Origin of the sequence: Paracoccus suum, from assembly GCF_003324675.1 — a bacterium.
GTDB classification, from domain to species: Bacteria; Pseudomonadota; Alphaproteobacteria; order Rhodobacterales; family Rhodobacteraceae; genus Paracoccus; species Paracoccus suum.
The window spans coordinates 2,374,218-2,396,253 of record NZ_CP030918.1; the positions used below are offsets into that span (position 1 = coordinate 2,374,218).

Consider the following 22,036-nt stretch of genomic DNA (forward strand, 5'->3'; position numbering starts at 1 on the left):
GAACAATGCCGATCGCAGAAGGGGTCGCATTCGACCTAACCTTTGTCTGGGGCTTCCTTATCGCCTTCGCCGTGCTCATCTACGTGGTGCTCGACGGATTCGACCTCGGTCTGGGCATGCTTTTCGCCGTTGAGCCCGAGAGGCGCCACCGCGACGTGATGATGAACTCGGTTGCCCCCGTCTGGGACGGGAACGAGACTTGGCTCGTTCTTGGGGGCGGAGGCCTCTTTGCGGCGTTCCCGCTAGCCTATGCGCTGATCCTGCCGGCGCTCTATGCGCCGATCATAGCCATGCTGCTGGCGCTTATCTTTCGAGGGGTTGCCTTCGAGTTTCGCTGGCGCACCGAGCGTTGGCGTGGTGTCTGGGACGTTGCCTTCATCGGCGGCTCCGCGGTGGCCGCTCTCAGCCAGGGCATCGCACTCGGCGCGCTCCTCCAGGGCATCACCATCGACAAGGCCGCTCGGGCCTATGCAGGCGGCTGGTGGGACTGGCTGACGCCTTTCTCGGTGACGGTCGGTTTGGCCGTCATGGTTGGCTACATGCTCCTCGGGGCGACTTGGCTCATCATGAAAACCGATGGCGAGCTTCAGGATCGTATGCGTACCCGCGCTTGGATCCTGGGCGTCGCAACGGTTGCGTTCATCGGCGCGGTCAGCCTTTGGACTCCGTTCTTGCAAGAGGGATACTTCGTGCGCTGGTTCGCTGGCACCCGCATCTTTCTGGCCGTGCTGGTGGGCGCCGCGGTCCTAGGCCTCGCGGTCCTCATGTTCCGGGCTCTTCACGTGCACCGCCACGACTACTGGCCCTTCATGCTGGCGTTGGCGATGTTTGGTCTATGCTTCGTTGGTCTCGGCATCTGCATGTTCCCCTATATCGTCCCGACCGAGGTCACACTGTGGGAGGCGGCCGCCCCTTACAGAAGCCAACTCTTCATGATCATCGGCGCGGGCATCCTGATCCCGATCATCCTCGCCTATACTGGCTATGCTTACTGGGTGTTCCGGGGGAAGGTCGATCCCGAGGCGGGGTACCATTGATGTCCAGTCGATCCCGATACTCGCGCTGGCTGTGGTTCGTCGGATTGTGGATCGCCAGCGTTAGCGCTCTGGCCATGATCGCTTTCGTGATCCGCCTCGCAATATCTTGATTGGCGACCGCTTGTTGACCTTGAAAGAAGACTGAGTGCACCGGTTTATGCCCGTCGTTGTCATGATGTCGATCATGTTGCTCCTGCCATGGGGTGCATTCAGTCCGAACGACGCCAAGATCGGCGCACGAGACCTTTCCGTCAGAACGACAGTTGTCGCGTCGGACGTCCATGTAGCAACGCCACACCGGAAATGCCGTCTCGGTTCCCTGCCGGGATCGCCCTGTGGTCCGGACCTTGCGGCGAACGTGCCCACTTTGGCAGATACCCACGGGCCTGCCGCCGCTACTCTGATCTTTCGATACAGCGAGTGGCTTGGCGACGATCTTGGCCGGATACCTCGAACGGGACCTCCCCGACTTTCGTGACCGATCCCGCGCCCCAATGCGCAGCTTCAGTCACGATAACAAGGACAAGTCCCATGCTCACACGTCGCACCTTCGCTGCCCTCGGGGTGGCTGCGGGCCTCTCTGCCTGCGCCCGGCCCGAGACCGCCATCGTAACACGAGCGGTTCCGCCCCAACCGCAATATCCCCCGCTTCCAGACTTCTATGGCGCCATCACGGATGAGCCATATCCCGTGCCCGCGATTCCCGAGGGTTCAATTGCACCGGAATACTGGCGCCAGGAGGTCGAAAACCGGTGGCCTGGGCATGCCAGAGGCACGATCATCGTCGATCCGGACGCGGCCATGCTTCACTTCGTGGAAAGCCCGCTACAGGCTACGCGCTATGGCGTAAGCGTCGGTGCGGCGGGCTTTTCATGGGAAGGGACGGCACGCCTTCAGTTTTGTCGCCAATGGCCGCGCTGGAGAGTGCCCGACACGATGATCGCTCGCCAGCCGGAGCTTGAACCATACTCCGTGGCGAACGGCGGCATGGACCCGGGCGCTGGCAATCCGATGGGCGCCCGAGCTCTCTACCTGTTCCAGAACGGTGTTGACACGCTGTACCGTGTCCACGGGGATGCCTCTCCGAGAGAACTTGGCCGGGCGGTGTCGTCCGGCTGTATCAGGATGCTGAACCAGGATGTGATCCACTTGCACGAACGGGCCGTGCACGGAGCGTCAGTCATCGTTCTGCCGTCGATGAAGGCAGAAGGCTTTGCAGAACTCTACTGATCACCCATGGTGAGAGTGATGTGCCCCCGATCACAAGAAGATGGGGATTGGGGGCAACAGATGGGCTGGGTCGGGCAGCGACCTCGCCTATGCCCTTTTGATCGATCACCGCCTCCCCCGCTTCCAATCGTCGAGGCGGGCGTAGATCGTGACCGCGATCCCGCCGAGAGCCACGGCGATGAATACCCAGCGCAACGTGTCGAGATACGGGACCAGCGGCAGGATGGCGGTCTGGGTCTCCGCCAGGACGCTCTGCGCGACCTCGACCCCGGCTGCGCCCAGCGTCGCCACGCCAGCCGCGCCACTGCCCTTCATGGTGCGGCTCTGCGCCAAGACTTCGCGCGCGGGCGGCGTCTCAGCCGCAAAGGCAGTCTCCCGGACCGGGAACCGCTCGCCCCACTGCCGCGCGGGCCCAAGGTCGACGTGGATGAACCCCGATCGCGGGTAAAACCCGAAGCCGAGGAACCCGACCGCGCGCGCCGCGGCCTCGAAGGCCACCGGATCGTGGTTCGCCATGGCGATGTCGAAGGCGGCGCCGTCGAGGTGCTTGGAGCGGGTCGCGCCGCCCACGGCGCGGTTGTGCTCGGGGCTGCGGTAGGCGGAGCGGACGATCAGCGGCTTGCCCAGCCGGTCGCGCAGCGCCTGCAGCTTGTCGAGCGCGGGTTCGTTGACCAGCAGCTTGCCGGTGCCCCGGCAGGCGATCTCGGCCGGGCTGAAATTCCGCCAGCGCCAGGCACTCTCGGGCACATCGCGCCAATGGCGGTGGAAGGTCGTGGTCATGGGGGGCCTCCGAAAACGAGTTGTCGGCCCCTCGCAGGGCTCGGTGCGTTCGCCGTTCGGGAGGGTCCACTGGACCTTCTCGTCTGCCTTTCAGGCAGACCACGGCTCACCCCGCCACGAGGGCGGGTCATTGCGGGCTGATGAATGGGGATCGGGCGCGGCTAAGGGCTGCCGCCGAAAATCTTGAGCTTGATGGCGATGCCCGCGAGCAGCGCCAGCATGACGCCGGTGGTGATCATGCGGACAGCGGTCTGCATGGCCGTCCGCCGCACCAGCCGGATGCAGTCCACCAGGGAGCGCAGATCGCGGATGTCGAGCGCGGCCTCGTCGCCGTCGAGCCCGACGTCGGCGAGCGCCCGCTTCGCGCCTTCCTCGGCTGCCCGCGTCAGGATCGCCTCGAACTCGGCGTCGGGCATGCGCACGAAGCCCTCGGATCGGGGTGGTGTCATCTGATGCTCCCTCTACCGCTCAGCCGACCTTGCAGCCCCAGAAGGACGTGTGATCGGCAGCGAAGTAGCCGTCCGCGACCCGGAAATACCCCTGCAGCTCGACGGTATCGCCTGCGGTCAGCGGCACCATGGTCTGCAGCCAGATCGCGGTGGCGAGCGAGACATGGGTCGCGGAGATTTCACCGAGGGAGCCACGGATTTCAGTCGTGCCGTTCAGCACCAGCCGCCCCCGCATGCGCGCGGTCGTGCTGGCATTGACCTTGTAGAGCAGCGTCGCGCCGAAGAGGTAGGTGCCGTCCGCGGGCGCGACGAAATGGTTGTTTGCTGCGTCGAACGCCCCCTGGTCGTTGTAGTCGGTGTTGTTGAGGCCAATCTTCGTCCAGGTCCCGATGGCGACGTAGTTGTCGTAGTTCGTGTAGGCCTTGAAGCGCGGTAGCCGCGGCTGATCGACGATGCCGTTCGCGTTGTCGACGCTCAGCCCGTCGAAGAAGGTGCTGCCGTCGGCCGAGACCGCGAGGCGGAAGCGGTCGGAGCCGAATAGCCCCACGAGCGCCTTGGTCACAAAGTTGGTCTGGAGTGTCAGCCCGAGATCGTCGCCCGCAGCTTCCTTGTTCATGGTGTAGAACAGGTCGCCGGTGCCTCCCTCGGCTATGGTCCTTGCGGTCCAGAGCGCGGCGTTGAGCTTGGCCGAGAACGGGTTCGAGGCATCCGCCGTCGTGCCCAACCCGAGTAGCGCCATGTTCTGCAGCGCGGTCGGCGTCGTGCCGACCCAGCCCGTGCCGTCGTAGACCAATAGCAGGCCCTCGTCCTCGACCCACGCCCGCCAACCGGTCCGCGGCGGCAGACGCAGCCAGGCGCCATCAGTCCAGAGCGCGACGTTCAGGTCCCAGCCTGCCCAGTCGCCCGTTGCGGCGGAAGCGACGATGTATCGGTCGCCATCGACCGGAGAGCCGGGCGGCGCCGTCAGATCCCGGTCGAGCACCGAGAGCTGGACGAGCCCGTCGAGGATCCGCAGCGCCTCGTTGTGGGTGACATGCTTCTGGGCCTGCGCCGCCAGGATGTAGGGCAGCAGGAGATGGGTCGTGGTGTCGGACATGGGATGGCCTTCAGAATGTCAGCGTGACGGTCTCGGGCGCGCCCCGCCCGACGAGGGCGGAGAGCTGGAAGATGCGGACGGTGAGGCTCTCGCCGGGGTCGAGCGGCGCGCCCCAGTCGGCGGTCTGCTGAGCGGCGGAATAGACCGCGCTGGTCGTGGCGGTGCTCAGCACCCGCTTCACTGTGGCGCCGTCGAGAATCTCGACCTCGTAGCCTTCGAGCTCCTCGGCCAGCGGCACCTCAAGCCCGCCCCAGCTGTCGGCCGCGAGTGCCCGGGATCGGCGGGTCCAGCGGATGGTGAGATCGCCGGGGCTGCGCGGTGCGCGCCATGGCTGTTCGACATGGGCGACCGAGAACGGCCGCAGTCCGGCGCCCGCGGGCGTAAATGCCTGCGCGACATAGGTCTCGTCGCTGACCGGACGGCTGGCCGGGCCGATGCGCCAGTTCCACGGGATGCCGAGATCGGCCTCCGCGATGGGCAGTGACGCCAGCGCAGTGTCCAGCACGACGACTCGCGCGCCCGCCGGCACGGGGTTGCCCATGGCGCCTTCCGTGCCGCGCTGGCCGCGTAAGAGCCGGGTCAGCCGATACCGGCCGGGCGCGAGCAACTCGGCCGCGCCTGCCTGCACGATCTCCCAAGCTCCGGGCGTGCTCTCGATGGCCAGCGCATTGGCCCCACCGAACAGCGTCAGATCCGTGACGCTCTCCAGCGTGCCGGTCAGCAGATCGACCACCAGCGCATTGCCGAGGTCGAAGCGCGATGTGGGGCCCGCGAAGAAGTCGGAGAACAGAGTCCCGATCCGGGCGCGGCTGCCGAACGTGGTCAGCAACTCGAAGCCATCGGTCGCGGGGCTGCGGAACACCGCCATCTCACCCGGCCAGGGAACGGCGTGCGCGGCGACCAGTGGCCGGTGTGCGGGCTGGTCCTCGGTCAGCTGCGGCAGGTCCATCAGCAGCGCGTCCGGCGCGCCGAACACCACGGCCCGCGTCAGCGACGCCGCGCGGGGATCGCCGGGCGGGAGGTCGTAGGTCGCGCGGTCCTGTCGGACCGCCTCGATGCCGCGCGCCTCGGCGTCGGCGATGGAGACCAGCCGCAGATCGACCAGCCGCCCGTCATGCTCAAGCCGGATCGCGTCGGCCGGATCGAGCGCGAGGCGCGAGGACGGCAGACGGAACGCCGCCGTCTCGCGCCCCACCCACGCCTCCATCAGCACGCGGCGGCAGCGCCGCTCGGCTTCCTCGGGCGGCACCGCCATCGGGAAGCTCTCCGAGGCGATCCGGGTCGTGTCCACCGTGATGCGCCGCGCCTCGACGAGGGCGGCGTCGTAATCCTCGTCGGCGCGGGCGATCTGCCACTTCAGCGCCTGCGGCAGTTCCGTCTCCTGTCCCCGCGTCAGCTCCAGCACCTCGCCTTCGCGGCCCGCGACCAGATCGTCGGGCGCGAGGGTGGCGACGGAGGCCCGGCCGCGCATGATGAAACGGATCACGCCCTCGGTCTCCACGGCGTCGAAGCCGAAATGCCGCGAAAGCGTGGTGATCGAGGCGCGCGGGCTTTCGAGCGCCGTGATGGCATAGCCCTCGACCGCGCCCCAGAGACCGGTGACGTCGATGCGGGCTTCGGGCAGCCCGGCGCGCAGGCAGAGGTGCCGAACGAGTGCGGCCAGCGACACAGCGCCAAGCCGCCCGGTGAGCCAGTGCCCCAGCCGCCAGTTCGCCCCGTCCGTCCAGACGTCGGTCAGCGCCGGGAAGAAGGGATAGGGTCGTGCGTCCCAGGTCCAGGCGGCGCATTCGGGCAGATGCACCATCCGGCCGCCGTAGACCGATGACAGCGGGTTGTTCGCCGGCGTGCCCCACCAGAGATACGTCGCCTCCAGATAGGCGCGCTGGATGGCGTCATCGCGCCAGCCCCGCGAGAAATGCGGCGTGAAGCTCTCGGACGACTTCGGATCGAAGAAGACGTTCGGCTGGTTCGTGCCCCGGTCGATGGCGGGACAGCCCAACTCGGTGAACCAGATCGGCTTGGACTCGGGCGTCCATGCCGTCGGCGTGCCGCTCTCCACCCCGCCCGGTCGGTCGTAATGCGCGTTTGACCACCAGGCGCGCAGATCCTTGTAGCGGAAGACCCACGGCTTGGCCGCCGCACCGTCGGTGATCGGGGTCCGGACCTGCGCGGTTCGATCGGCGGCGCTGGCGTAGAACCAGTCGAAACCCTCGCCGCCCGCGATGTTCCCCTGCAGGTAGGGCCGGTCGTAGATCGCGGGCCAGCCCTCGGCCGCGTCGGCATGTTCGAAGCCGTCGCGCCAGTCGGAGAGCGGCATGTAGTTGTCGATCCCGACGAAATCGATCTCGGGATCGGCCCAGAGCGGGTCGAGGTGGAAGAACACATCGCCCGAGCCGTCGCCCGGCTGGTGCCCGAAATACTCCGACCAGTCCGCCGCATAGCCAATCTTCGTCCCGGCACCGAGGATAGAGCGGACATCCGCGAGCAGGTCCCGATAGGCCTGGACCGCCGGATAGGTGCTGGCGCTCGAGCGGATCGTCGTCAGCCCCGGCATCTCGGTCCCGATGAGGAACGCATCGACCCCGCCCGCCGCCGCGCAGAGGTGGGCATAGTGCAGTACCATGCGGCGCAGGCCCCAGTCGCCGGGCGTGCCGGTCCACGAAACCGTCTGACTCGAGACGCTGAAGCTCGCGGGCGTGGCTGCGCCGAACAGCGCCGCGACCTGGCTTGCCGCCGTGGCGGTCTTGTCGACCGAGCCCGCGTAGCCAGCGGCAGGCGAACAGGTGATCCGCCCCCGCCAGGGGAACGCGGGCTGGCCGGTCTCGGCGGCGTTGTCGGAATACGGGTTCGGCAGCGTGTTGCCGGGCGGCACGTCCATCAGGATGAAAGGATAGAAGGTGACCCGCAGCCCGCGCGCCTTCATCTCCTGGATCGCCTGCACCACCGCGAAGTCGGACGGCGTGCCGCCATAGACGGGGCGATCCTGATCGTCACGGCTGACGAGGAAGGCATTGGCGCGGCTGACACCGTTCACCGACCAGCTGGCGGGCGTGGTCGACTTGGCCGACACCTCGACGCCCGGCCGCACCTTGCAGGATCCCGCCCGCAGATCGTCGCCGAACCACGCCACCACGAGGCTGACGCTCTCGACCGCGGGGGCCATCGCCTGCAGCCGGTCCAGCGCCTCCACCATGTCCGTGGAGTCCGCCAGCGCGTTCAGGTTCTCGGGCACCGTTGCGCCGTCATCGGTCTTGCGGATGGCCTGCGTGGCATAGGTGAACTCGCCCGAGGCCGGGATCATGGTGACGGCGCGGGTCAGCCCCTCGGCGGTGTCGGGATCGGCGAGTGGGCGGAACACCTCGAAGGAGAGTTGCGGCAGGCGGTTGCCATAGGTCGAGAGCGCCAGCTCCTCGAAGACCACATAGGCGGTGCCGCGATAGGCGGGCGTGCTGGCCGCGCCCATCTTCGCCGCGATGAACGGATCGGCAGACTGTGCTTCGTCGCCAGGATACCAGCGCCAGGTGACGCCGGAGAGGTCCATCGGCTTGCCGTCGGCCCAGATGCGGCCGATCCCGGTGATCGGGCCCTCGCAGAGCGCCACGGCGAAGGAGGCGTAGTAGAGATACTCGGTCGTCTTGACCTTGCCGCCTCCGCCGCCCTTGCCGCCACCTTGGGTGGTGGTCTTCGTCTCCTCGCGGAAATCGGTCGCCCAGATGATGTTGCCGCCCATCCGCATGCGGCCATAGAGCCGCGGGATGACCGCGCCTTCGGTTGCGGAAGTGATGCGCAGCGTGTCGAGCCGCGCGCCCTCGATGCGCTGCGTGGGCGCCAGCGACGAGATGATCCAGCTGTCGACGACCGAGCCGATGCTGGAGCCGATGAAGCCGCCGATGGTGGCGGCGCTGACGCCGAGGATCGCGCCGCCGATCGAACCGCCAATGGCGGCGCCAGCGGCACCGAGAACAAGCGTTGCCATGTCGGGGTCTCAGCGTTGCGGAAACAGAAAGGCGAAGGCGATGCGCCGCCGCCAGGATGGGGTGAGCGGTTCCTCGATCACGCCGAGCCGCTCATAGGCGTGGAGGAAGCTGTCGGGACAGGTCAGGATCCCGACATGCTTCGCGATCGCGCGGGGCTTCATGCGGAAGAGGACCAGCGCACCGGGACCGGCCTCGGCGGGCGACACCTCGATCATCATGCGTCGCGCGCCCTCGGCCAGCACCTCGCGGGGTCCAGTCTCGCCCCAGTCGCGGCTGTAGGGCGGGATCGGGAACGGCTCGGGGCCGACGACCTCGCGCCAGACGCCGCAGGCGAGCCCGAGGCAATCGCAGCCGACACCGCGCAGGCTGGCCTGGTCGTGGTACGGCGTGCCGAGCCAGGCCCGCGCAATGGCGATGACGCGGGTGGGATCGGCGGAGGTCACAGCACGGACCCTTCGTGCCCGCCATCCTTGGTGGCGTAGCGCAGGACCGCGTCCTGGCCGGGGATGTGCGGGAAGCCACGGAAATTGGCGGTGTTGGCGAACTTGGCGCCGCACGTCTCCATCCGCTTGTCGCAGCCCGCGCGGATGGTGAAGGCGTCGCCCTCGGCGATCGCACGCACCGGCGCCTCGAGCAGGGTCAGCACGGCGATGCCGTCCGTCACGTCATGGCCCAAAACCTCGGTGCGCCGCCCCGCGTTTCCGCCGCTGGTCCATTCGATGGTGCCGAAGGTAAACCAGCCAGACGTGAATGCGCCTAGCCCCGAGGCGGTGAAGGCCCGGTCGCGCAGGAGATCGATCACCGCGCCTGTGCCCTTGAAGGCCGGATCCTCCAGATCGACGCCGCAGCGCGCGTCGCCGAGCGCGGCGTCGCAGGTCGCCTGGAAGGTCCGCCCGACCGTCTGGCCGAGCACATGGGCGAGCGAGCGGACCTCGGCGACGAACGCCAGCCGCCCGCGCCGGATCTGGCCGATGGCGCCGCGCCGCATCAGCACGCGCTGGCCTGTGTCCGCCCAGTTCGCCCGCCAGACTTCGACCTCGGCGTTGTCCCAGCGGCCGTCCAGGATGTCGGTCTCGGTGATCCGGTCGGAGGTCAGCACGCCCTCGGCGTCCTGCGCATCGACCGACAGGTCCGAGCCGGAACGGACCTCGGAGGCCGTCAGCCCGCTCTCGGGCTCGAAGTCGGTGCCATCGAAGGTCAGCGTCCGGTCGTGATCGGTGAAGCCGAAGCTCACGCCATCGGCGCGGGCGATCCGCCAGCACCAGGCGAGCGTCGTCGTGCCCTCGTCGAGATGGGCCTGCAGGGCGGGATCAAGGGTCTTCATCGGCGCAGTTCCAGAAGCGGAATGGTGGTGATCGAGCCGAGCCGCTCGAGGTCGAGCGTCACGTCGAGCACGTCGGTGTCGAAGCGGACGGGCACGTCGAACTCGAAGCCCGCGGTGATCGCGACGCCAGCGCCCGGCGCGCCGCTGAAGGTGACGACGCCAGTGGCGGTGTCGACGGACCAGCCGGAGGGCTGCTCGACCCCGGCGAGCGCTATGCGCACGGTTCCGGTCACCGGCTTGGCGATGGCCCGCGTCCAGGATTGCGCACCGGAGGCGTAGCGCTTCACCAGCTGGAAAGCGGTGGTCGTGCCATCCCCGGTGCCGATGGCCTGATCGGTCGGCGATGGCGTGCCCGAGGGCAGGCAGGACTTGTGGTCGCCCCAGTCCTTGAAGCGGAAACCATGGAGGCGACCGTTGCGCGCCTCGAAGAAGGACACCACCGCCGCCAGATCGTCGGCGCGGCGGATGCCGTAGGCGACATCGTAGCGGCGGCGGCTGTTCGCCCAGCTGGCGTTGCGTTCCTCGTCGCCCGAGGCGAGCTCGACGATCTGGGTGCGCCGCTCCGGGCCGCCCCGCGCGCCCCGGCTGACGTTGTCGGGAAACCGGACCTCGTGAAACGCCATCACATGCCTCTCCGCCCGAGCGACACCGCGCGGGCGATGTCGGCCGCGACCTGCGTGCGCGATTGCCGGAAGCTTTCGGCGTCGCGGGCCATGATGGTGACGTTGACCCCGCCGCCTGCGCCGTAGCTCTGCACCTCACGCCGCGACAGCACCCGCTCGCCCCGCTGCAGGATCGCGGGCACCTCGTCGTGGCGAAGTCCGGCCATGCCGCCGCCATGCATGCGCGGCGCGGCAGCGAAGGCCATGGCCGGGACCATGCGCGAGGGTCCGGCCGATCCGACCATCCCGCCCGCATGCAGGACGTTCGCGAAGATGCCGCCCGCGCCGGAGAACACGCCGGAGAGCGCGTTTGCGATCGGCCCGAGGATGAACCGCCGCGCCGCCAGTTGGGCGAGATCGGCGAGCAGCGAGGTGACCAGATCGCGGAAGTTCAGCTTGCCGGTCTTCACGAACTCACCGACCGCGTTCTCCGCCGACTGGAAGGCGCCGACGAGGCTCTGGCCGATATCGCCGCCGATCTCGCGCGCCTTGCTGGCGTAATCGGACAGCGCCGCTGTGACGGCCTGCCAACCCGTGACGGCAGCCTCGGTCGCGGGCTCCGCTGCCGCAGCGGCAGCTCCGGCCGCCGCACCTGCATCCGTCGCGGCGCGCCCGGCATCGCCGAGCGCCGTCTCCAGCCGCTCGGCAGCACCCGTGGCCTCGGTCAGCGCATCCGCGCGCGCCTCGTCGGTGCCGCGCACGGCATCGCGCAGCGCCTGCCAGCTTTCCAGCGGCGCGCGGGCACCTTCGGCCAGATCGCGCGCGGCCCCGTGATAGACGTTCGCGGATTCGAGCGCGCGGTTCGCCGCCTCGGTCAGACCGAGATCGGGCGCGCTGAGCGGGTTGTCCTCGAAGGCCCGGTCGAAGGCCGCCTGCGCCGCTGTCGTGGCGGCACTGGCCGCGCCCTCGAAACGGTTCTCGATCTCGCCGAGGTCGAGGTCGGGCACCAGCGAGATGCGGCGTTCAGACCCGAGCGCTTCAAGCCCCTCGTTGATGCCGCCAATGAAGCCGTTGATGCGCGAGACCACGCCGTTCAGCATTGCCTCGACGCCATCGACCAGGCTGTTGGCCGCCTGGAACGCCAGATCGCCGATGGCGGCCGGCAGCAGGCCCCAGATCGCCTTGATCGCCTCGTAGGCGCCCTCGAAGGTGTTCGCCGCCGTGTTCCCGAAAGCTACGACGCTCTCGATGGCGCTCTGCATCCCGGAGGCTGCATCGGCCTTGAGATCGAAGAACATGGCCGTGGCGGCTGCACCCGCCGCAGCAGCGCCCATCTTTATCCGTTCCCAGACCTCGACCGCGACGTCCTTCAGGAGCGACATCGCTTCTCCGAAACCGCCCGCGCCGGAGACGAGACGGGTGAACTGGTAGACGAGCTCGCCCGCGCCGACGATCAGCGCGCCGATACCGGTGCGGATCAGCGCCCCACGCAGCACGACCAGCGCCGTGGCAAGCCCGCGCACAGACAGGGCCGCAGCGGCCATGCCAGCGACCCAACGGCCCGCGAGGAAGGCCGCGAAGGTGGCGGCATAGGTGGTCAGGCGGCCGATGTTGTCGAAGAGACCGCGGATCGCGATGCCAAGCGGGCCGGTGCGGCTGGCGACCGCCGCCATCGCGTTGGCGACGGCTTCCAACGCCGGAGCCGCGGCAACGGCCAGCTGGTTCGACAGACCGCGCCAGATCAGCCCAAGCCGGGAGATCGCATCGTTCGTCCGCTCGATCTGATCGGCATCCTGCTCCGAGACGACAACGCCGAAAGCAAGCACGTCCTCCGTCGCCTGGCGCAGCGTCGCGGTGTCGATCCGGCTCATGGCGATCGAGCCTTCCTCGCCGAAGAGCTGGCCTGCCACGGCCGCGCGTTCGGCGGCGGGCACGAAGTTCTCGATGGCGGCGTTGATCGCGCCGACCCGCTGGTCCAGCGGCAGGGCGATCAGTTCGTTTGCCGAGAGCCTCAGTCGGTCCAGCGCGTCGGCGGCAGGGCCGGTCCCGGCGGCCGCCTGGCTGAGACGACGCGTCAGATCCTTGGTCGCCTGCTCGATGCCGGACATCGAGACGCCCGCCAGTTCGCCCGCCCGCTCCAGCGTCTGGATCGAGGCTACGGTGGTGCCGAGCGACTGCGCGAGTTTGGCCTGCGCATCGACGGTCTGCAGACCGGACCGGATCATGGCCACGCCAGCGGCGGTCGCGGCGGCAACTGCGGCAGCGGCAGCCACTGCTACACGGCGAGAAAACGCCGCCAGCCGGGTGTTCGCCGCCTCCATCTCGCGGCTGAGCCGGCCGAAGCCTCGCGACCCGGCCTCACCGACACCTTCCAGCTCGGCGCGCACCTGTCGGCCGCCAACCGCAGCAAGGCGGACAGAAACGCGCTTTTCAGCCACTGGAATGATCCATTTGTTCGTTGATCTTCGCCACCATCACCGCCTCGATCACGGGCAGCAGTTCCGCCATGGCGAGCGGCGGCACGCCGAGCGCGTCACCGAGTGCCAGCGCCGCCGACATGTCCCAGCCGATCACCGCGCCGGGGAGCACGCGGAGCTGGCCGCCGAGACGGCCGACCAGGTCCCGGACCTGCCAACCCTCATGCGTGAGCGGCCGGTTCAGCCGCGCCGGGCAGTCCGGGCAGGCTTGCGCGCGGCCCTCGTAGGGTGCGCAGGCTTCGCAGTATCGCTCGCCCCCGCCGAAGGACCACTCGGCGAGAGCGCGGAGGCGTTTTTTTCCTGTTCCAGCAGCAGGCCCTTGGAGACATAGGTCAACTGGAACGCCTCGAAGATCGGCCAGACATCGAGGAGCGCATCGATGGCCTCGGGGCTCGGGTCGATAGACTGGCCGTCGGCATCGCCGATGCCCTCCCAGGCGAGCACCGCCCGGCGCGCCAGTGCCTTGGCGAAGGCGACGGCGCGCTCCTCGTCAGATGCCTCCTCCGGCACGGTCTCGACGACCGGGTCGCTGCGTGTCGCCACCATCAGCGCTGTGGTCAGCGGGCGCAGCTGCACCCGGACGCCGGGGACGAGATCGTGCCAGCGTGGGGCGTTGGTCAGGTCGAGCGTCAGCATCAGTACGTCTCCACGTCGTTCACGAGGGTGGCGGTACACATCCGGCCGACGACGCTGTCGCGGGCGGCCTGCCAATCGAAGGTCGCCTGCACGCCCTGCGGCCCGGAAATCTCGATCCGCGGGCGCGGCAGGTAGACGGCGTGGACGGTGAAGGTGAAGCTCTCGCCGGAGGGCAGCGCGTAGCCGAACTCGAGCTTGCACGGATCGCCGTTGATCGCCTGCGTCACCAATGTGCTGTCGGCGAAGCGGACCTCGATGGACCCGGTGAGCGCGGCGATGGACGGGTCCGCGCCGTCGATGCGGCCATCGTTCCGGATGGTCTCGATCCGGTCGAGGTTATTGGCGTAGGTGATGTCGGCCGAAATCACGTTGCCGAGGGCCGATCCATTCCGGGTGATCGATCCGTTGAAATGGCCGAACCTCTTCAGCTCCAGCGCGGCGGGTGTGCCGGCGCTAGAACTCGTGCCCACCGTCTCGCCCTGCGCGACCAGCCGTGCCGTTGCAGTCAACAGGCCCGAGCGCTGCATCTGCCAGGTCATTTGGTCGAGCACGCAGCCAGAATACATGGCAAAGCGCGGCACTTCGGGCATGCCGGTCTCGATGGACATGCTGGGCAGTGTCCACGCCCCCGACTGGAACTCGTGAGTCCAGGGGCCGGTGCCGGTGGTGGTTGGTGCGCCAAAGGCCGCCTTCAGCCAGAAGCCAAAGGCCTCCGCGTCGAGCGGCACGACGACATCGCCGTCGGCCGTCACCGCGTCCTTGATCGGCGCCAGCGGATCGCGGCCGTAGCCCAATAACTCCGAGTTCAGCAGCGGCTGTTCCGCGCCCAGCGAGGTGCTGGCGAAGGGCATCTTCGTGAAACCGCCGACAGGCGGCGTGCCATAGGTCGTCTCGAACGCAAGCGCCATCTGCGCCCGCGCCCCTTGGGCTCTTGCCATCGTGTTCTCCTTGATGGTGTCGAAGCACGGTTGCGTTCGGTCAGGCCGTGCCGCACATAAAGTTCATGCGCAGTACTCGTCCCAACTCCCTGCTCAGTGTTTTCGGTCGGTCGATCATCACCAGTATGATCGTTTCTCTCGCGATCGTGGTTCTTTCGGTTGGCCCCGTCTTGGGACAGACGAATACCGTGAGCGGCGCGGTGCGCTACGTGACGGACGGCGACACCTTCTCACTTCGCGGCGTTGAACGGCCAATCCGTGTCTGGGGCCTCGACGCTCCGGAGCGCAACGAGCGCGGCGCTTCCGCAGCGACGTCTACTCTGCGGCGGCTGGTCGCCGGACAAAGCCTGACCTGTCGCGTGCACGATGTCGACCGGTACGGACGGATCGTCGGGCAGTGCTTCCTCGCCGATGGCCGCGATGTCGCGGCCCAGATGATCGCTGCCGGAGTGGCCCGTGAATACTGCTACTTCTCGGGCGGCTACTACGGAACCTGTCGCGGCAACTGACCGTCGGCTCTACCCAAGCGGGTCGGCCGTGGAAAAGTGAAGCATAACGGGGATCACCGCCGCCTTGAGGCTCGCGGCACCCTCGACTGGCAGGTCCACTACCCGCGGCGCTTCAGCCTCGACCCAGTCGCAGAGCCCGCCCAGCGTCCGGTCGGCGGCGAGTGCTGCACCGAGGCCGGCTACCAGCGTGTCTAAGGCAGCGTCACGGTCAGAACCCTGAACGACCGCCTCGATTTCGGCGCGGTGCTGGTAGTGATACCGCAGGGGCGACAACGTCACCTCCGGCTCCCCCGGCTCGCCGTCGCGCAAGATCATCAGGCCATCGGCCGGCACGCGCTCGGGCAGCACCTCGCCTCGAAGCGCGGTGGCGGGCAGTACCGAGAGTCGCGCGTGCAGCGCGGCGAGGATGGTTTCGCGCGGTGTGGGCATGTGGTATTCGAACCCTGTTCCAGAGTAGGTTGAGGCTTGAAATATTTGAAGTTTGGCGAACTCCCGAAGTTTAATTCCACCACGGTGAAGGCTGCCTCAGAAAAGATTTCTGCGGCGATCAAGCTCGCTGAGCCTCATGCCGACCGCGCTCTTGATTGGGGACGAAGGCAGCAAGAGAGGGCGAGTTCGCACTTGCCGAACGCCAGCGCGATTGAAGCATGGGCGCGGAAAAACGCAGAGCGCTATGACTGGCGCCCGAGGCCGGTATCGATCTCCTTGGAACATCTCGAGGAAACGCTCACGCAGATCGTATCAGCAATCCGCCAGACATCCGACCGAAGATCTCGGCTTTTCGTCAACGCGGTCATCGGCAAACTTGGCGGTGTTTTAACCGTGGGCGGGATCTCAGGCCTTGTCACCACGTTTGGCGCAGCATCAACTGGCGCGGCCTTAGCTACCCTGCATGGTGCCGCCGCAACGTCGGCGCTGCATTTCTGGATAGGTTCTCTGGTCGGCGTTGGGGCCGTAGGCGGCAGCCTCATGTTGGTGGCAGGCGGTGTGGGCGCCGGAATTGCCGCAGGTTTTTGGGGCAAACGGAAGCTCTTTGGCAAGGCGCGTTCCGAAGTCGACTTGCAGGAGCATGAGAAGGCTATCCTTGTAGCATGCGTAACGCTGATCAACGCGACAAAGCAGCAACGACAACTGAGCCAGACAGCCTCATCTGCAGAGATGCGGCTTGTCGCAGAACAAGTGCTCATTCCGCTGGCGAACCAGATCAACCAGCACTGGGATGATGCTTCCCTCAAAGAGAACGGAAAGTCCGAATGCGAACCATTCACGCGAAGACTGGCCTACCTGCAACGGCGCAAGCTCGATCAGTGCAGGGCCGAACTGGGCCGGATCGCGCTGGCAGCGATGGAGAAGGACGCGGCGGCCTGACCCGAAGCGCTGCGGTCGTCGTTGCTGTCACCCTGCAGCGCCTGCTCGATGAACCCACTCGCTCCTGGTCGATGGAAGAGGAACTTGTTCTCGATGCCGTAAGGCGGTCGGCGACGAACCTGAACGGTGCCACGACAGAGGAACTGGCCGCTTACATCTCTGAGCTCAATCCCGAACAGCTTCGAGGCGTCGTGTCCAACGTGAAGGGCATCTACCACGAGTTGCTTTTCGTCCATGCTGAAAACATCGACGCAGATGACGTTGCCGCGCGGGTATTCGAGGCGACCAACCATCCCGGCGCAGATGTGGAGTTCATTGTTGACGGTGATGTCATCCATGCCGTTCAGCTAAAGGCAGTCGCCTCGCCAGCCGCGATCTTTGAGCATCTTGCCCGCTATCCGGACATCGAAATTGTCGCGACGGAAGAAGTGGCGGCTGTCGTTTCCGCTGCAAGTGGTTCAGGTTTCTCGAATGCGGCGATATCTGGCGATGTTTCACGCGTGTTCACCGAACTGCCGGGAGACAGTATGGCGGTCGAAATCGCAGAAGGTGCTGCAGCCTCCGCTCTGTTGGCGGGAGCCATCTCTGCGGCTCAGGTTCTGCGATCCGGCAAGGTTTCCCGGCAGCAGTTTGCGACGGCGTTTGGCGACGTTTCCGTAGGCGTCATAACGGCGACAGCATTGGACGTTCTCCTCGACGGACTGGCCTGATTTCAACGCCCCTCCACCCAGTTCGCCACGATCAGCCCCGGCACGCTGTCCAAAGCCCGGTCCGCGTCCCGCGCCAGATCCAGCCGCTTCGGCAGCTTGACCTGCGGCACCAGCAGGAAGATCGGCACCGTCGTGCGTCCGCGACCGGTCTTCGAGCGTGACGCAACCCCAAGCCCGCGGCTGTTCAGCCGGCCTTCGGCCACCAGCAGGCTCGGACCGAGCCGGCGGTAGACGAAGCGGAGACGCAACCCACGGCGGCGTTCCCATTCGCCGGGGGTGATCTTGGCGCCGCGCAGACCACGGCCGGCGGCCTCGGTCGGGATCGCGAGCCAGAACCCGTCTTTCGAGCGGATCAGCGGGCCGGTGTCGTGGGCCCCGACGACGACCGGGGCCTTGGACCAGACCAGCGCCGCGGCGTTAAGGCTCTCGCCGGCCTTCGGGTAGGTCTGGCTCCGGATCGAGTTGGCGAGCCGTCGGCCGAGCCCCGCACCAGTGATCTGCCCGCGCCAGGCGGTCTTGAGCCCGGTCCCGGCTTCGCGCATGGCAACTGTGACGGCCTTCTCGCCGGCCTTCACCTCGGCGGCCATGGCGGCGACGAGATCGGGGGTGATGTCGAGCTTCAGCTTCATCGCTGTCAGGCCGGGCGCAGGTCCACGGTCCAGACGAGCCGCTCGCGGTCGCGGACGGGTTCGCCCTGGATGAGGAAAGCCTCGCCGTCGATCTCGATGCGGTCGCCGGGACGGGGCTGGGGCACCTCGGCGAGGCGCAGATCCAGCCGGGTGGTCTCCGACCAGATGCGCGCGTCGCCGAAGTGCGTGACGTCGTCGGGCCGGCGCAGGATCGCGCGGACCAGCGCGGGTGCGCCGCCCTCGGCGGTGTAGACGACGTCGCGCGCGAGATGCGCATCGGCGAAGAGCGCGTCGAGGGCGGCGGCGAAGGCGGTCATCAGGTCCGCCTTGCCGAGCGCAGAACCTGCGGCCGGGTGCAGATCGGCAGCGGGTTGCTCTCGATCTCGAGCCGCACCCACTCGTCGCGATCCCGGTCGGGGATCGTGCGTGCGTAGAGCGGCTGGCCGAGCGTGTTGACGGTCTCGAAGGTGTCAGCCGGGGCGTAGTAGATCTCGAAGAGCCCCTCGATGCCCTCGGGATAGAAGAACGCCTTGTCGGTCGGGACGGTGAAGCCCACCCCGCCCCGATAACGGCGGAAGGTGATGCCGCCGAAGCTGACCTCGTCGGCCACCCGGCCGCGCAGGTCGGCCGCGGCAGCGGTGTTGAGGTAGGTCTCCCGCACCTCCTTGTGCGCCACGAGATCGGCGAAGAAGGCCGAGCCGCATTCGGCGCGCACCTGCACGGCGCCGGCCGAAAGCCCACCCATCGAGTCCTCCACGCTCTCGATCAGCGCCTGGCAGCGCTTGCGGAGCGCCCCCGAGGCCGGGCTTGCGTTGTCGAGGTCGAAGTCGATCTCGGCCGCCGGAGAGATGCCGAACTCGGTGAAGTAGTTCACCACCGTGGCGTGGTCCTTCGGGTCTTTCACCAGCCCCTGGATGCCATTCAACAGGTGGTACTCGAAGGTCGTCTCGGCGTCCTGGCGGAGTTTGCGAAGCCGATACGCGACCTCGGTCTGCACCTGCTGGGTCGCGCTCTCCGAGCCGAAGTCGCGCACCGATTGGATCTCGGAGGCCCAGAGCACGTCCTGCTTCTTGAACTGTCGGCAGACGAAGGCGCGCATCTCGCGCCGGTCGGGCACCTGCTGCTCGTAGGCCGAGCCGCGCTCCGAGAACGGGATCAGCGAGAGCGTGCCGTCCCGGCTCTCGATCACGACGGTGCGGGAACGCACGCCGCGCGGGCTGAAGAGGTTCGAGCCCGAGAGCAACGCGGGCTTGTAGGGGATGTTCTCGAGAGCGCGGGTGAGCTCGACGATGGTGAAGGCATCGCCTTCGAAGATGTCCATGGTGGCCATGAGGATGCCTCCTGTCGGGATTGGGTCAGCGAACGAGGATGCCCGCGGCGAGCAGCGCCGTATGGGCGGCCGCGATCTCCCCCTCGCTGGGCGTACCCGCGAAGACGAGGTCGTGGCGGTTGACGATGGCGGGACCGCGGAGGACCGCGACGGCCGGTGCGTCGCCACCGGACGCATCCGCCTTGCCCCAGAGCACGGCGACGGCGGTCTCGGTGCCGTCGACGGCCGCCGGGTCGTGTGCGGCGTACTTGTCCGACGCAGTGATCTTGCCGAGCACGGTGCCGGGCTCGAGGGTGCCCGCGGCGACGGTGATCGTCTCGCGGGTGTAGTCGCGGAAGGCTTCCCAGACGAGGAAGCCCCCGGGGTGCGTGCCTTCGACGAGCGTGGTCATGGTGTCATCCTTTCAGCTTGAAGGTGCGGGCGACGATCTCGCCCCAGGGGCGCGCGGCCGAGGAGCGACCGGGCTGCGGGTGATGGGGCGCGATCTCGGGCTCGGCCTCGGCCTTGATAGCGAGGAGCGCGGCGCGCACCTCGTCGAGGCTGGTGTCCTGCTCGAGGAAGCGACCGGCCATCTGCGGCTGGCCCGCGAGACGGCAGAGATCGACGACGGCCCGGGCATGCCCGATGGCCTGCGCGCGGATCGCGGCGGGATCGGGCGGCTCACCGGTCGGCCGCGGGGTTTCGGTGGGCGGCTCCGAGGTGTCGGGAACGGCCTGAGCGTCCTCGGCGTCCGCGACCTCGTCGCCTTCGGCGGCATCATCGGTATCCTCTTTCGCTTCGAACTCGGCGCCGTCGGCCGCGTCGTCTGTCTCCGGCTCAGCCTCGACCGTTTTGACCAGCACCGGCGGCGCATTGCGGAAGCGCCCGATGTCGAAGTTCGCGGCGATCCGGACAGGCTCGATCAGCCGGTCGGCGAAGCCCTGCGCCACGGCGTCACTCGCGTCGAACCAGGTCTCGGCGGCCATCAGCGCGGAGACCTCCTCAGTCGTCCGGCCGGATTTCGCGGCGTAGCCCGAGACGAGGCTGCCCTTCACCTTGTCGAGCGCCTCGGCCATGGCGCGCATGTCCTCAGCCGTCCCCATCACGAGGCCGGCCGGGTCGTGGATCATCAGGAAGGCGTTCTCGGGCATGACGATCTCGTCGCCCGCCATGGCGATGTAGGACGCGGCCGAGGCGGCGATGCCGTCGATCCAGACCGTGACCGTGCCTTCGTGCCGCTTGATCGCATTGTGGATCGCGACGGCGTCGAACACCGAGCCGCCGGGGCTGTTCAGCCGCAGATCGACCGGCGTGCCCTCGGGCAGTGCGCCCAGTTCGGCCAGAAAACCCTTCGCCGAGTCCCCGTAGGCGCCGATCTCGTCATAGATCGCCACTTCCGCACCGGTCCCCCGGGCGCGGATCGCATACCAGCTTGCCATGTCGTCACTCCTGTTCGGTGGCCGGATCGGTCGCCGCGGCGCCGTCGTCCGTATCGTTGCCGGCGCCATTGCCGGGCTCGGCCCGCGTGGCAGGCGTCGCGCGGGCGCCCTGCGTCCCGCCGGGGCTCGTGCGGTAGCGCAGGCCGAGACCTGTCGCGCGCGCGGCGTCGGCGGCGTTCTCGCGGTCGACCTCCTCGACGTCGTAGCCGGTGGCTTCGACCACCTTGCGCCGCGAGGTGATGCCGGCCTCCATCGCCAGCACCTGCGCCTGGATGTCCTTCAGCGGATCGACCCAGTCCCAGCGCGGCGGGATCCATTGGACCGGCCGCGCCGTCGCGGGATCGGCATCGAGTGCGCCCGACAGCACCGCAGTTTCGAGCCAGCGCTGCCACACTGCCCGGCAGAGCTGGTGCACGATCACCCCATGCTGCAGCTGGCCGATGCGGCGGCGGAACTCGACGAGCTCTGCGCGCAACGACGAATAGTTGGCCTGCCGCACATCACCAGTCACCAGGTGATAGGGCAGCCCCAGCGAAGCGGAGACCGCCAGCAGCGTGCGGTACTGGAACGCTTCGTAGCCGCCGCCGACATCCGCCGGGGACGAGAACTTCACGTCCTCGCCTGGCAGCAGCACCTGCATGGTTCCGGGCTCGAGGCTGGCGATGGCCGCGCCGTCGAGATCCGCCTCGGCCTCGCCCATCATGGGCTCTTCCGGCGCGGTCTTGGTGATGAAGCCCGCGAACATCGCCGCGGTCTTCTTCCGGTCGAGCTCGGCGTCGTCGTACTGGTCGAGCAGGAACAGCCGCACCATCGCCGGCGCGATATGCGGCAGCCCCCGGATCTGGCCCGCGTCGATCGGCCGGTAGATGTGCAGCACGTCCGCCGCCGGCACGCGCACCGTCTCCGGGATGACCGCCCCCTGATCGGTGCTATCGCCGGGGTGGCGGCGGCGGAAGTGGTAGGCCACGCGCCGTCCGATCCCGTCGAACTCGATCCCGCAGCGGATGCGGTTGCCGTTGGCCGCGGCTTCGGTCTTCTCGAACGGCAGCATCTCGGACTGGAGAAGCTGCAGCTGCAGCGGGACGAGCAGTCCGTCTTCGGCGCGTCTTGGGCGCAGCCGGACAAAGCACTCGCCCGCGACGAACATCTCGCGCGTAACCATGGCCTGCAGGCCGTAGAAGTCCGTCAGCCCGTCCGCATCGGCCTCGTCGGTCCAGGCGAGCCAGAGCCGCTGGACACGGTCGCGCAGATCGGCGTCCCCGATCAGCGAGGACGGCTTGATCCCGTCTCCGACGAGGTTCGCGGCGAAGGCCTCGCAGGCGTTGGCGGCATAGCCGTTGGTCACGACCAATTCGCGAGACCGCGCCAGGAGCCGCGGCCCGCCCGAGGCGACCAGCGCGTTGATGTTCTCGAGCGGCGGGTTCCAGCCGCGCAGCCGGCGCTTCGCCATGGCGCCCTCAAGGCGGGCGCGCACGGAAGCGGGGCCGCCGGCGGACCGGCGGCGGAAGCGGTCGAAAAGCCCCATC

The 22,036-nt window shown here is 68.0% G+C and carries 23 protein-coding genes; 5 read left to right on the forward strand and 18 right to left on the reverse strand.

The features are described from left to right. The first annotated feature begins 5 nt into the window (after positions 1–5). Both cydB and DRW48_RS11590 read left to right on the forward strand, forming a co-directional pair. Positions 6–1,037 (forward strand): cytochrome d ubiquinol oxidase subunit II, encoded by a 1,032-nt coding sequence (cydB, locus tag DRW48_RS11585; protein ID WP_114076573.1) that lies wholly within the window; start codon positions 6–8, stop codon positions 1,035–1,037. A 531-nt stretch (positions 1,038–1,568) separates the two neighbouring features. Continuing rightward, positions 1,569–2,267, forward strand: a complete 699-nt coding sequence (locus tag DRW48_RS11590) for a L,D-transpeptidase (RefSeq protein WP_114076574.1) — start codon at positions 1,569–1,571, stop codon at positions 2,265–2,267. Positions 2,268–2,372: 105 nt separating this feature from the next. On the opposite strand, the gene DRW48_RS11595 is transcribed toward DRW48_RS11590, so the two are convergent. The 11 genes from DRW48_RS11595 to DRW48_RS11640 form a co-directional block, all read right to left on the reverse strand. Beyond that, positions 2,373–3,047 carry a YcbK family protein gene (locus tag DRW48_RS11595; RefSeq protein ID WP_114076575.1) on the reverse strand — a complete coding sequence of 225 codons (675 nt, stop codon included), beginning with the start codon at positions 3,045–3,047 and terminating at the stop codon, positions 2,373–2,375. A gap of 161 nt (positions 3,048–3,208) precedes the next feature. Further along, on the reverse strand, positions 3,209–3,496 hold the full coding sequence (locus tag DRW48_RS11600) for a DUF6127 family protein (protein WP_085378178.1): 288 nt from the start codon (positions 3,494–3,496) through the stop codon (positions 3,209–3,211). Positions 3,497–3,515: 19 nt separating this feature from the next. Further along, complete coding sequence (locus DRW48_RS11605; RefSeq protein ID WP_114076576.1) at positions 3,516–4,592, reverse strand: DUF2793 domain-containing protein; 1,077 nt, start codon at positions 4,590–4,592, stop codon at positions 3,516–3,518. A gap of 10 nt (positions 4,593–4,602) precedes the next feature. Beyond that, positions 4,603–8,568, reverse strand: coding sequence for a baseplate multidomain protein megatron (locus DRW48_RS11610; protein ID WP_114076577.1), 3,966 nt, complete (start codon positions 8,566–8,568; stop codon positions 4,603–4,605). Positions 8,569–8,577: 9 nt separating this feature from the next. Further along, the gene (locus tag DRW48_RS11615) at positions 8,578–9,012 is read right to left on the reverse strand and encodes a C40 family peptidase (RefSeq protein WP_114076578.1); all 435 of its coding nucleotides are present in this window, start codon (positions 9,010–9,012) and stop codon (positions 8,578–8,580) included. Continuing rightward, positions 9,009–9,893: a DUF2163 domain-containing protein gene (locus DRW48_RS11620; protein ID WP_114076579.1), complete on the reverse strand. Its 885-nt coding sequence runs from the start codon at positions 9,891–9,893 to the stop codon at positions 9,009–9,011. The genes DRW48_RS11615 and DRW48_RS11620 overlap by 4 nt, the downstream gene beginning before the upstream one ends. Then, positions 9,890–10,516 carry a DUF2460 domain-containing protein gene (locus DRW48_RS11625; RefSeq protein ID WP_114076580.1) on the reverse strand — a complete coding sequence of 209 codons (627 nt, stop codon included), beginning with the start codon at positions 10,514–10,516 and terminating at the stop codon, positions 9,890–9,892. The genes DRW48_RS11620 and DRW48_RS11625 overlap by 4 nt, the downstream gene beginning before the upstream one ends. Then, on the reverse strand, positions 10,516–12,933 hold the full coding sequence (locus DRW48_RS11630) for a phage tail tape measure C-terminal domain-containing protein (RefSeq protein ID WP_114076581.1): 2,418 nt from the start codon (positions 12,931–12,933) through the stop codon (positions 10,516–10,518). The genes DRW48_RS11625 and DRW48_RS11630 overlap by 1 nt, the downstream gene beginning before the upstream one ends. Continuing rightward, entirely contained in the window at positions 12,926–13,084 is a 159-nt protein-coding gene (locus DRW48_RS15985) for a DUF7697 family protein (RefSeq protein WP_162784645.1), read from the reverse strand. The genes DRW48_RS11630 and DRW48_RS15985 overlap by 8 nt, the downstream gene beginning before the upstream one ends. A gap of 68 nt (positions 13,085–13,152) precedes the next feature. Next, a complete protein-coding gene (locus DRW48_RS11635; protein ID WP_114076582.1) occupies positions 13,153–13,608 on the reverse strand; it encodes a hypothetical protein in 456 nt (151 codons plus the stop codon). Continuing rightward, the gene (locus DRW48_RS11640) at positions 13,608–14,546 is read right to left on the reverse strand and encodes a phage tail tube protein (RefSeq protein WP_114076583.1); all 939 of its coding nucleotides are present in this window, start codon (positions 14,544–14,546) and stop codon (positions 13,608–13,610) included. Before DRW48_RS11640 ends, DRW48_RS11635 begins: the two co-directional genes overlap by 1 nt. 65 nt (positions 14,547–14,611) lie before the next feature. Here DRW48_RS11640 and DRW48_RS11645 point away from each other — a divergent pair, with 65 nt between their 5' ends. After that, a complete protein-coding gene (locus DRW48_RS11645; RefSeq protein WP_162784748.1) occupies positions 14,612–15,055 on the forward strand; it encodes a thermonuclease family protein in 444 nt (147 codons plus the stop codon). 9 nt (positions 15,056–15,064) lie between these two features. Here DRW48_RS11645 and DRW48_RS11650 read toward each other — a convergent pair whose 3' ends face one another. Continuing rightward, positions 15,065–15,484, reverse strand: coding sequence for an acyl-CoA transferase (locus tag DRW48_RS11650; protein ID WP_114076585.1), 420 nt, complete (start codon positions 15,482–15,484; stop codon positions 15,065–15,067). Between the two features lie 36 nt (positions 15,485–15,520). Here DRW48_RS11650 and DRW48_RS15990 point away from each other — a divergent pair, with 36 nt between their 5' ends. Further along, entirely contained in the window at positions 15,521–16,423 is a 903-nt protein-coding gene (locus tag DRW48_RS15990) for a hypothetical protein (RefSeq protein ID WP_162784749.1), read from the forward strand. A gap of 71 nt (positions 16,424–16,494) precedes the next feature. Beyond that, positions 16,495–17,133 (forward strand): hypothetical protein, encoded by a 639-nt coding sequence (locus DRW48_RS11660; protein WP_114076587.1) that lies wholly within the window; start codon positions 16,495–16,497, stop codon positions 17,131–17,133. A gap of 2 nt (positions 17,134–17,135) precedes the next feature. Here DRW48_RS11660 and DRW48_RS11665 read toward each other — a convergent pair whose 3' ends face one another. From DRW48_RS11665 to DRW48_RS11690, 6 genes are read right to left on the reverse strand one after another with little or no spacing between them, the layout of a single operon-like run. After that, complete coding sequence (locus tag DRW48_RS11665) at positions 17,136–17,762, reverse strand: DUF6441 family protein (RefSeq protein WP_114076588.1); 627 nt, start codon at positions 17,760–17,762, stop codon at positions 17,136–17,138. A gap of 5 nt (positions 17,763–17,767) precedes the next feature. Next, entirely contained in the window at positions 17,768–18,079 is a 312-nt protein-coding gene (locus DRW48_RS11670; RefSeq protein WP_114076589.1) for a head-tail joining protein, read from the reverse strand. Beyond that, complete coding sequence (locus DRW48_RS11675) at positions 18,079–19,092, reverse strand: major capsid protein (RefSeq protein WP_114076590.1); 1,014 nt, start codon at positions 19,090–19,092, stop codon at positions 18,079–18,081. Before DRW48_RS11675 ends, DRW48_RS11670 begins: the two co-directional genes overlap by 1 nt. 25 nt (positions 19,093–19,117) lie before the next feature. Further along, positions 19,118–19,483, reverse strand: coding sequence for a head decoration protein (locus tag DRW48_RS11680; RefSeq protein ID WP_114076591.1), 366 nt, complete (start codon positions 19,481–19,483; stop codon positions 19,118–19,120). A gap of 4 nt (positions 19,484–19,487) precedes the next feature. Further along, entirely contained in the window at positions 19,488–20,510 is a 1,023-nt protein-coding gene (locus DRW48_RS11685) for a head maturation protease, ClpP-related (protein ID WP_162784750.1), read from the reverse strand. Positions 20,511–20,514: 4 nt separating this feature from the next. Further along, positions 20,515–22,035: a phage portal protein gene (locus tag DRW48_RS11690; protein WP_241963252.1), complete on the reverse strand. Its 1,521-nt coding sequence runs from the start codon at positions 22,033–22,035 to the stop codon at positions 20,515–20,517. Position 22,036: the final 1 nt, after the last annotated feature.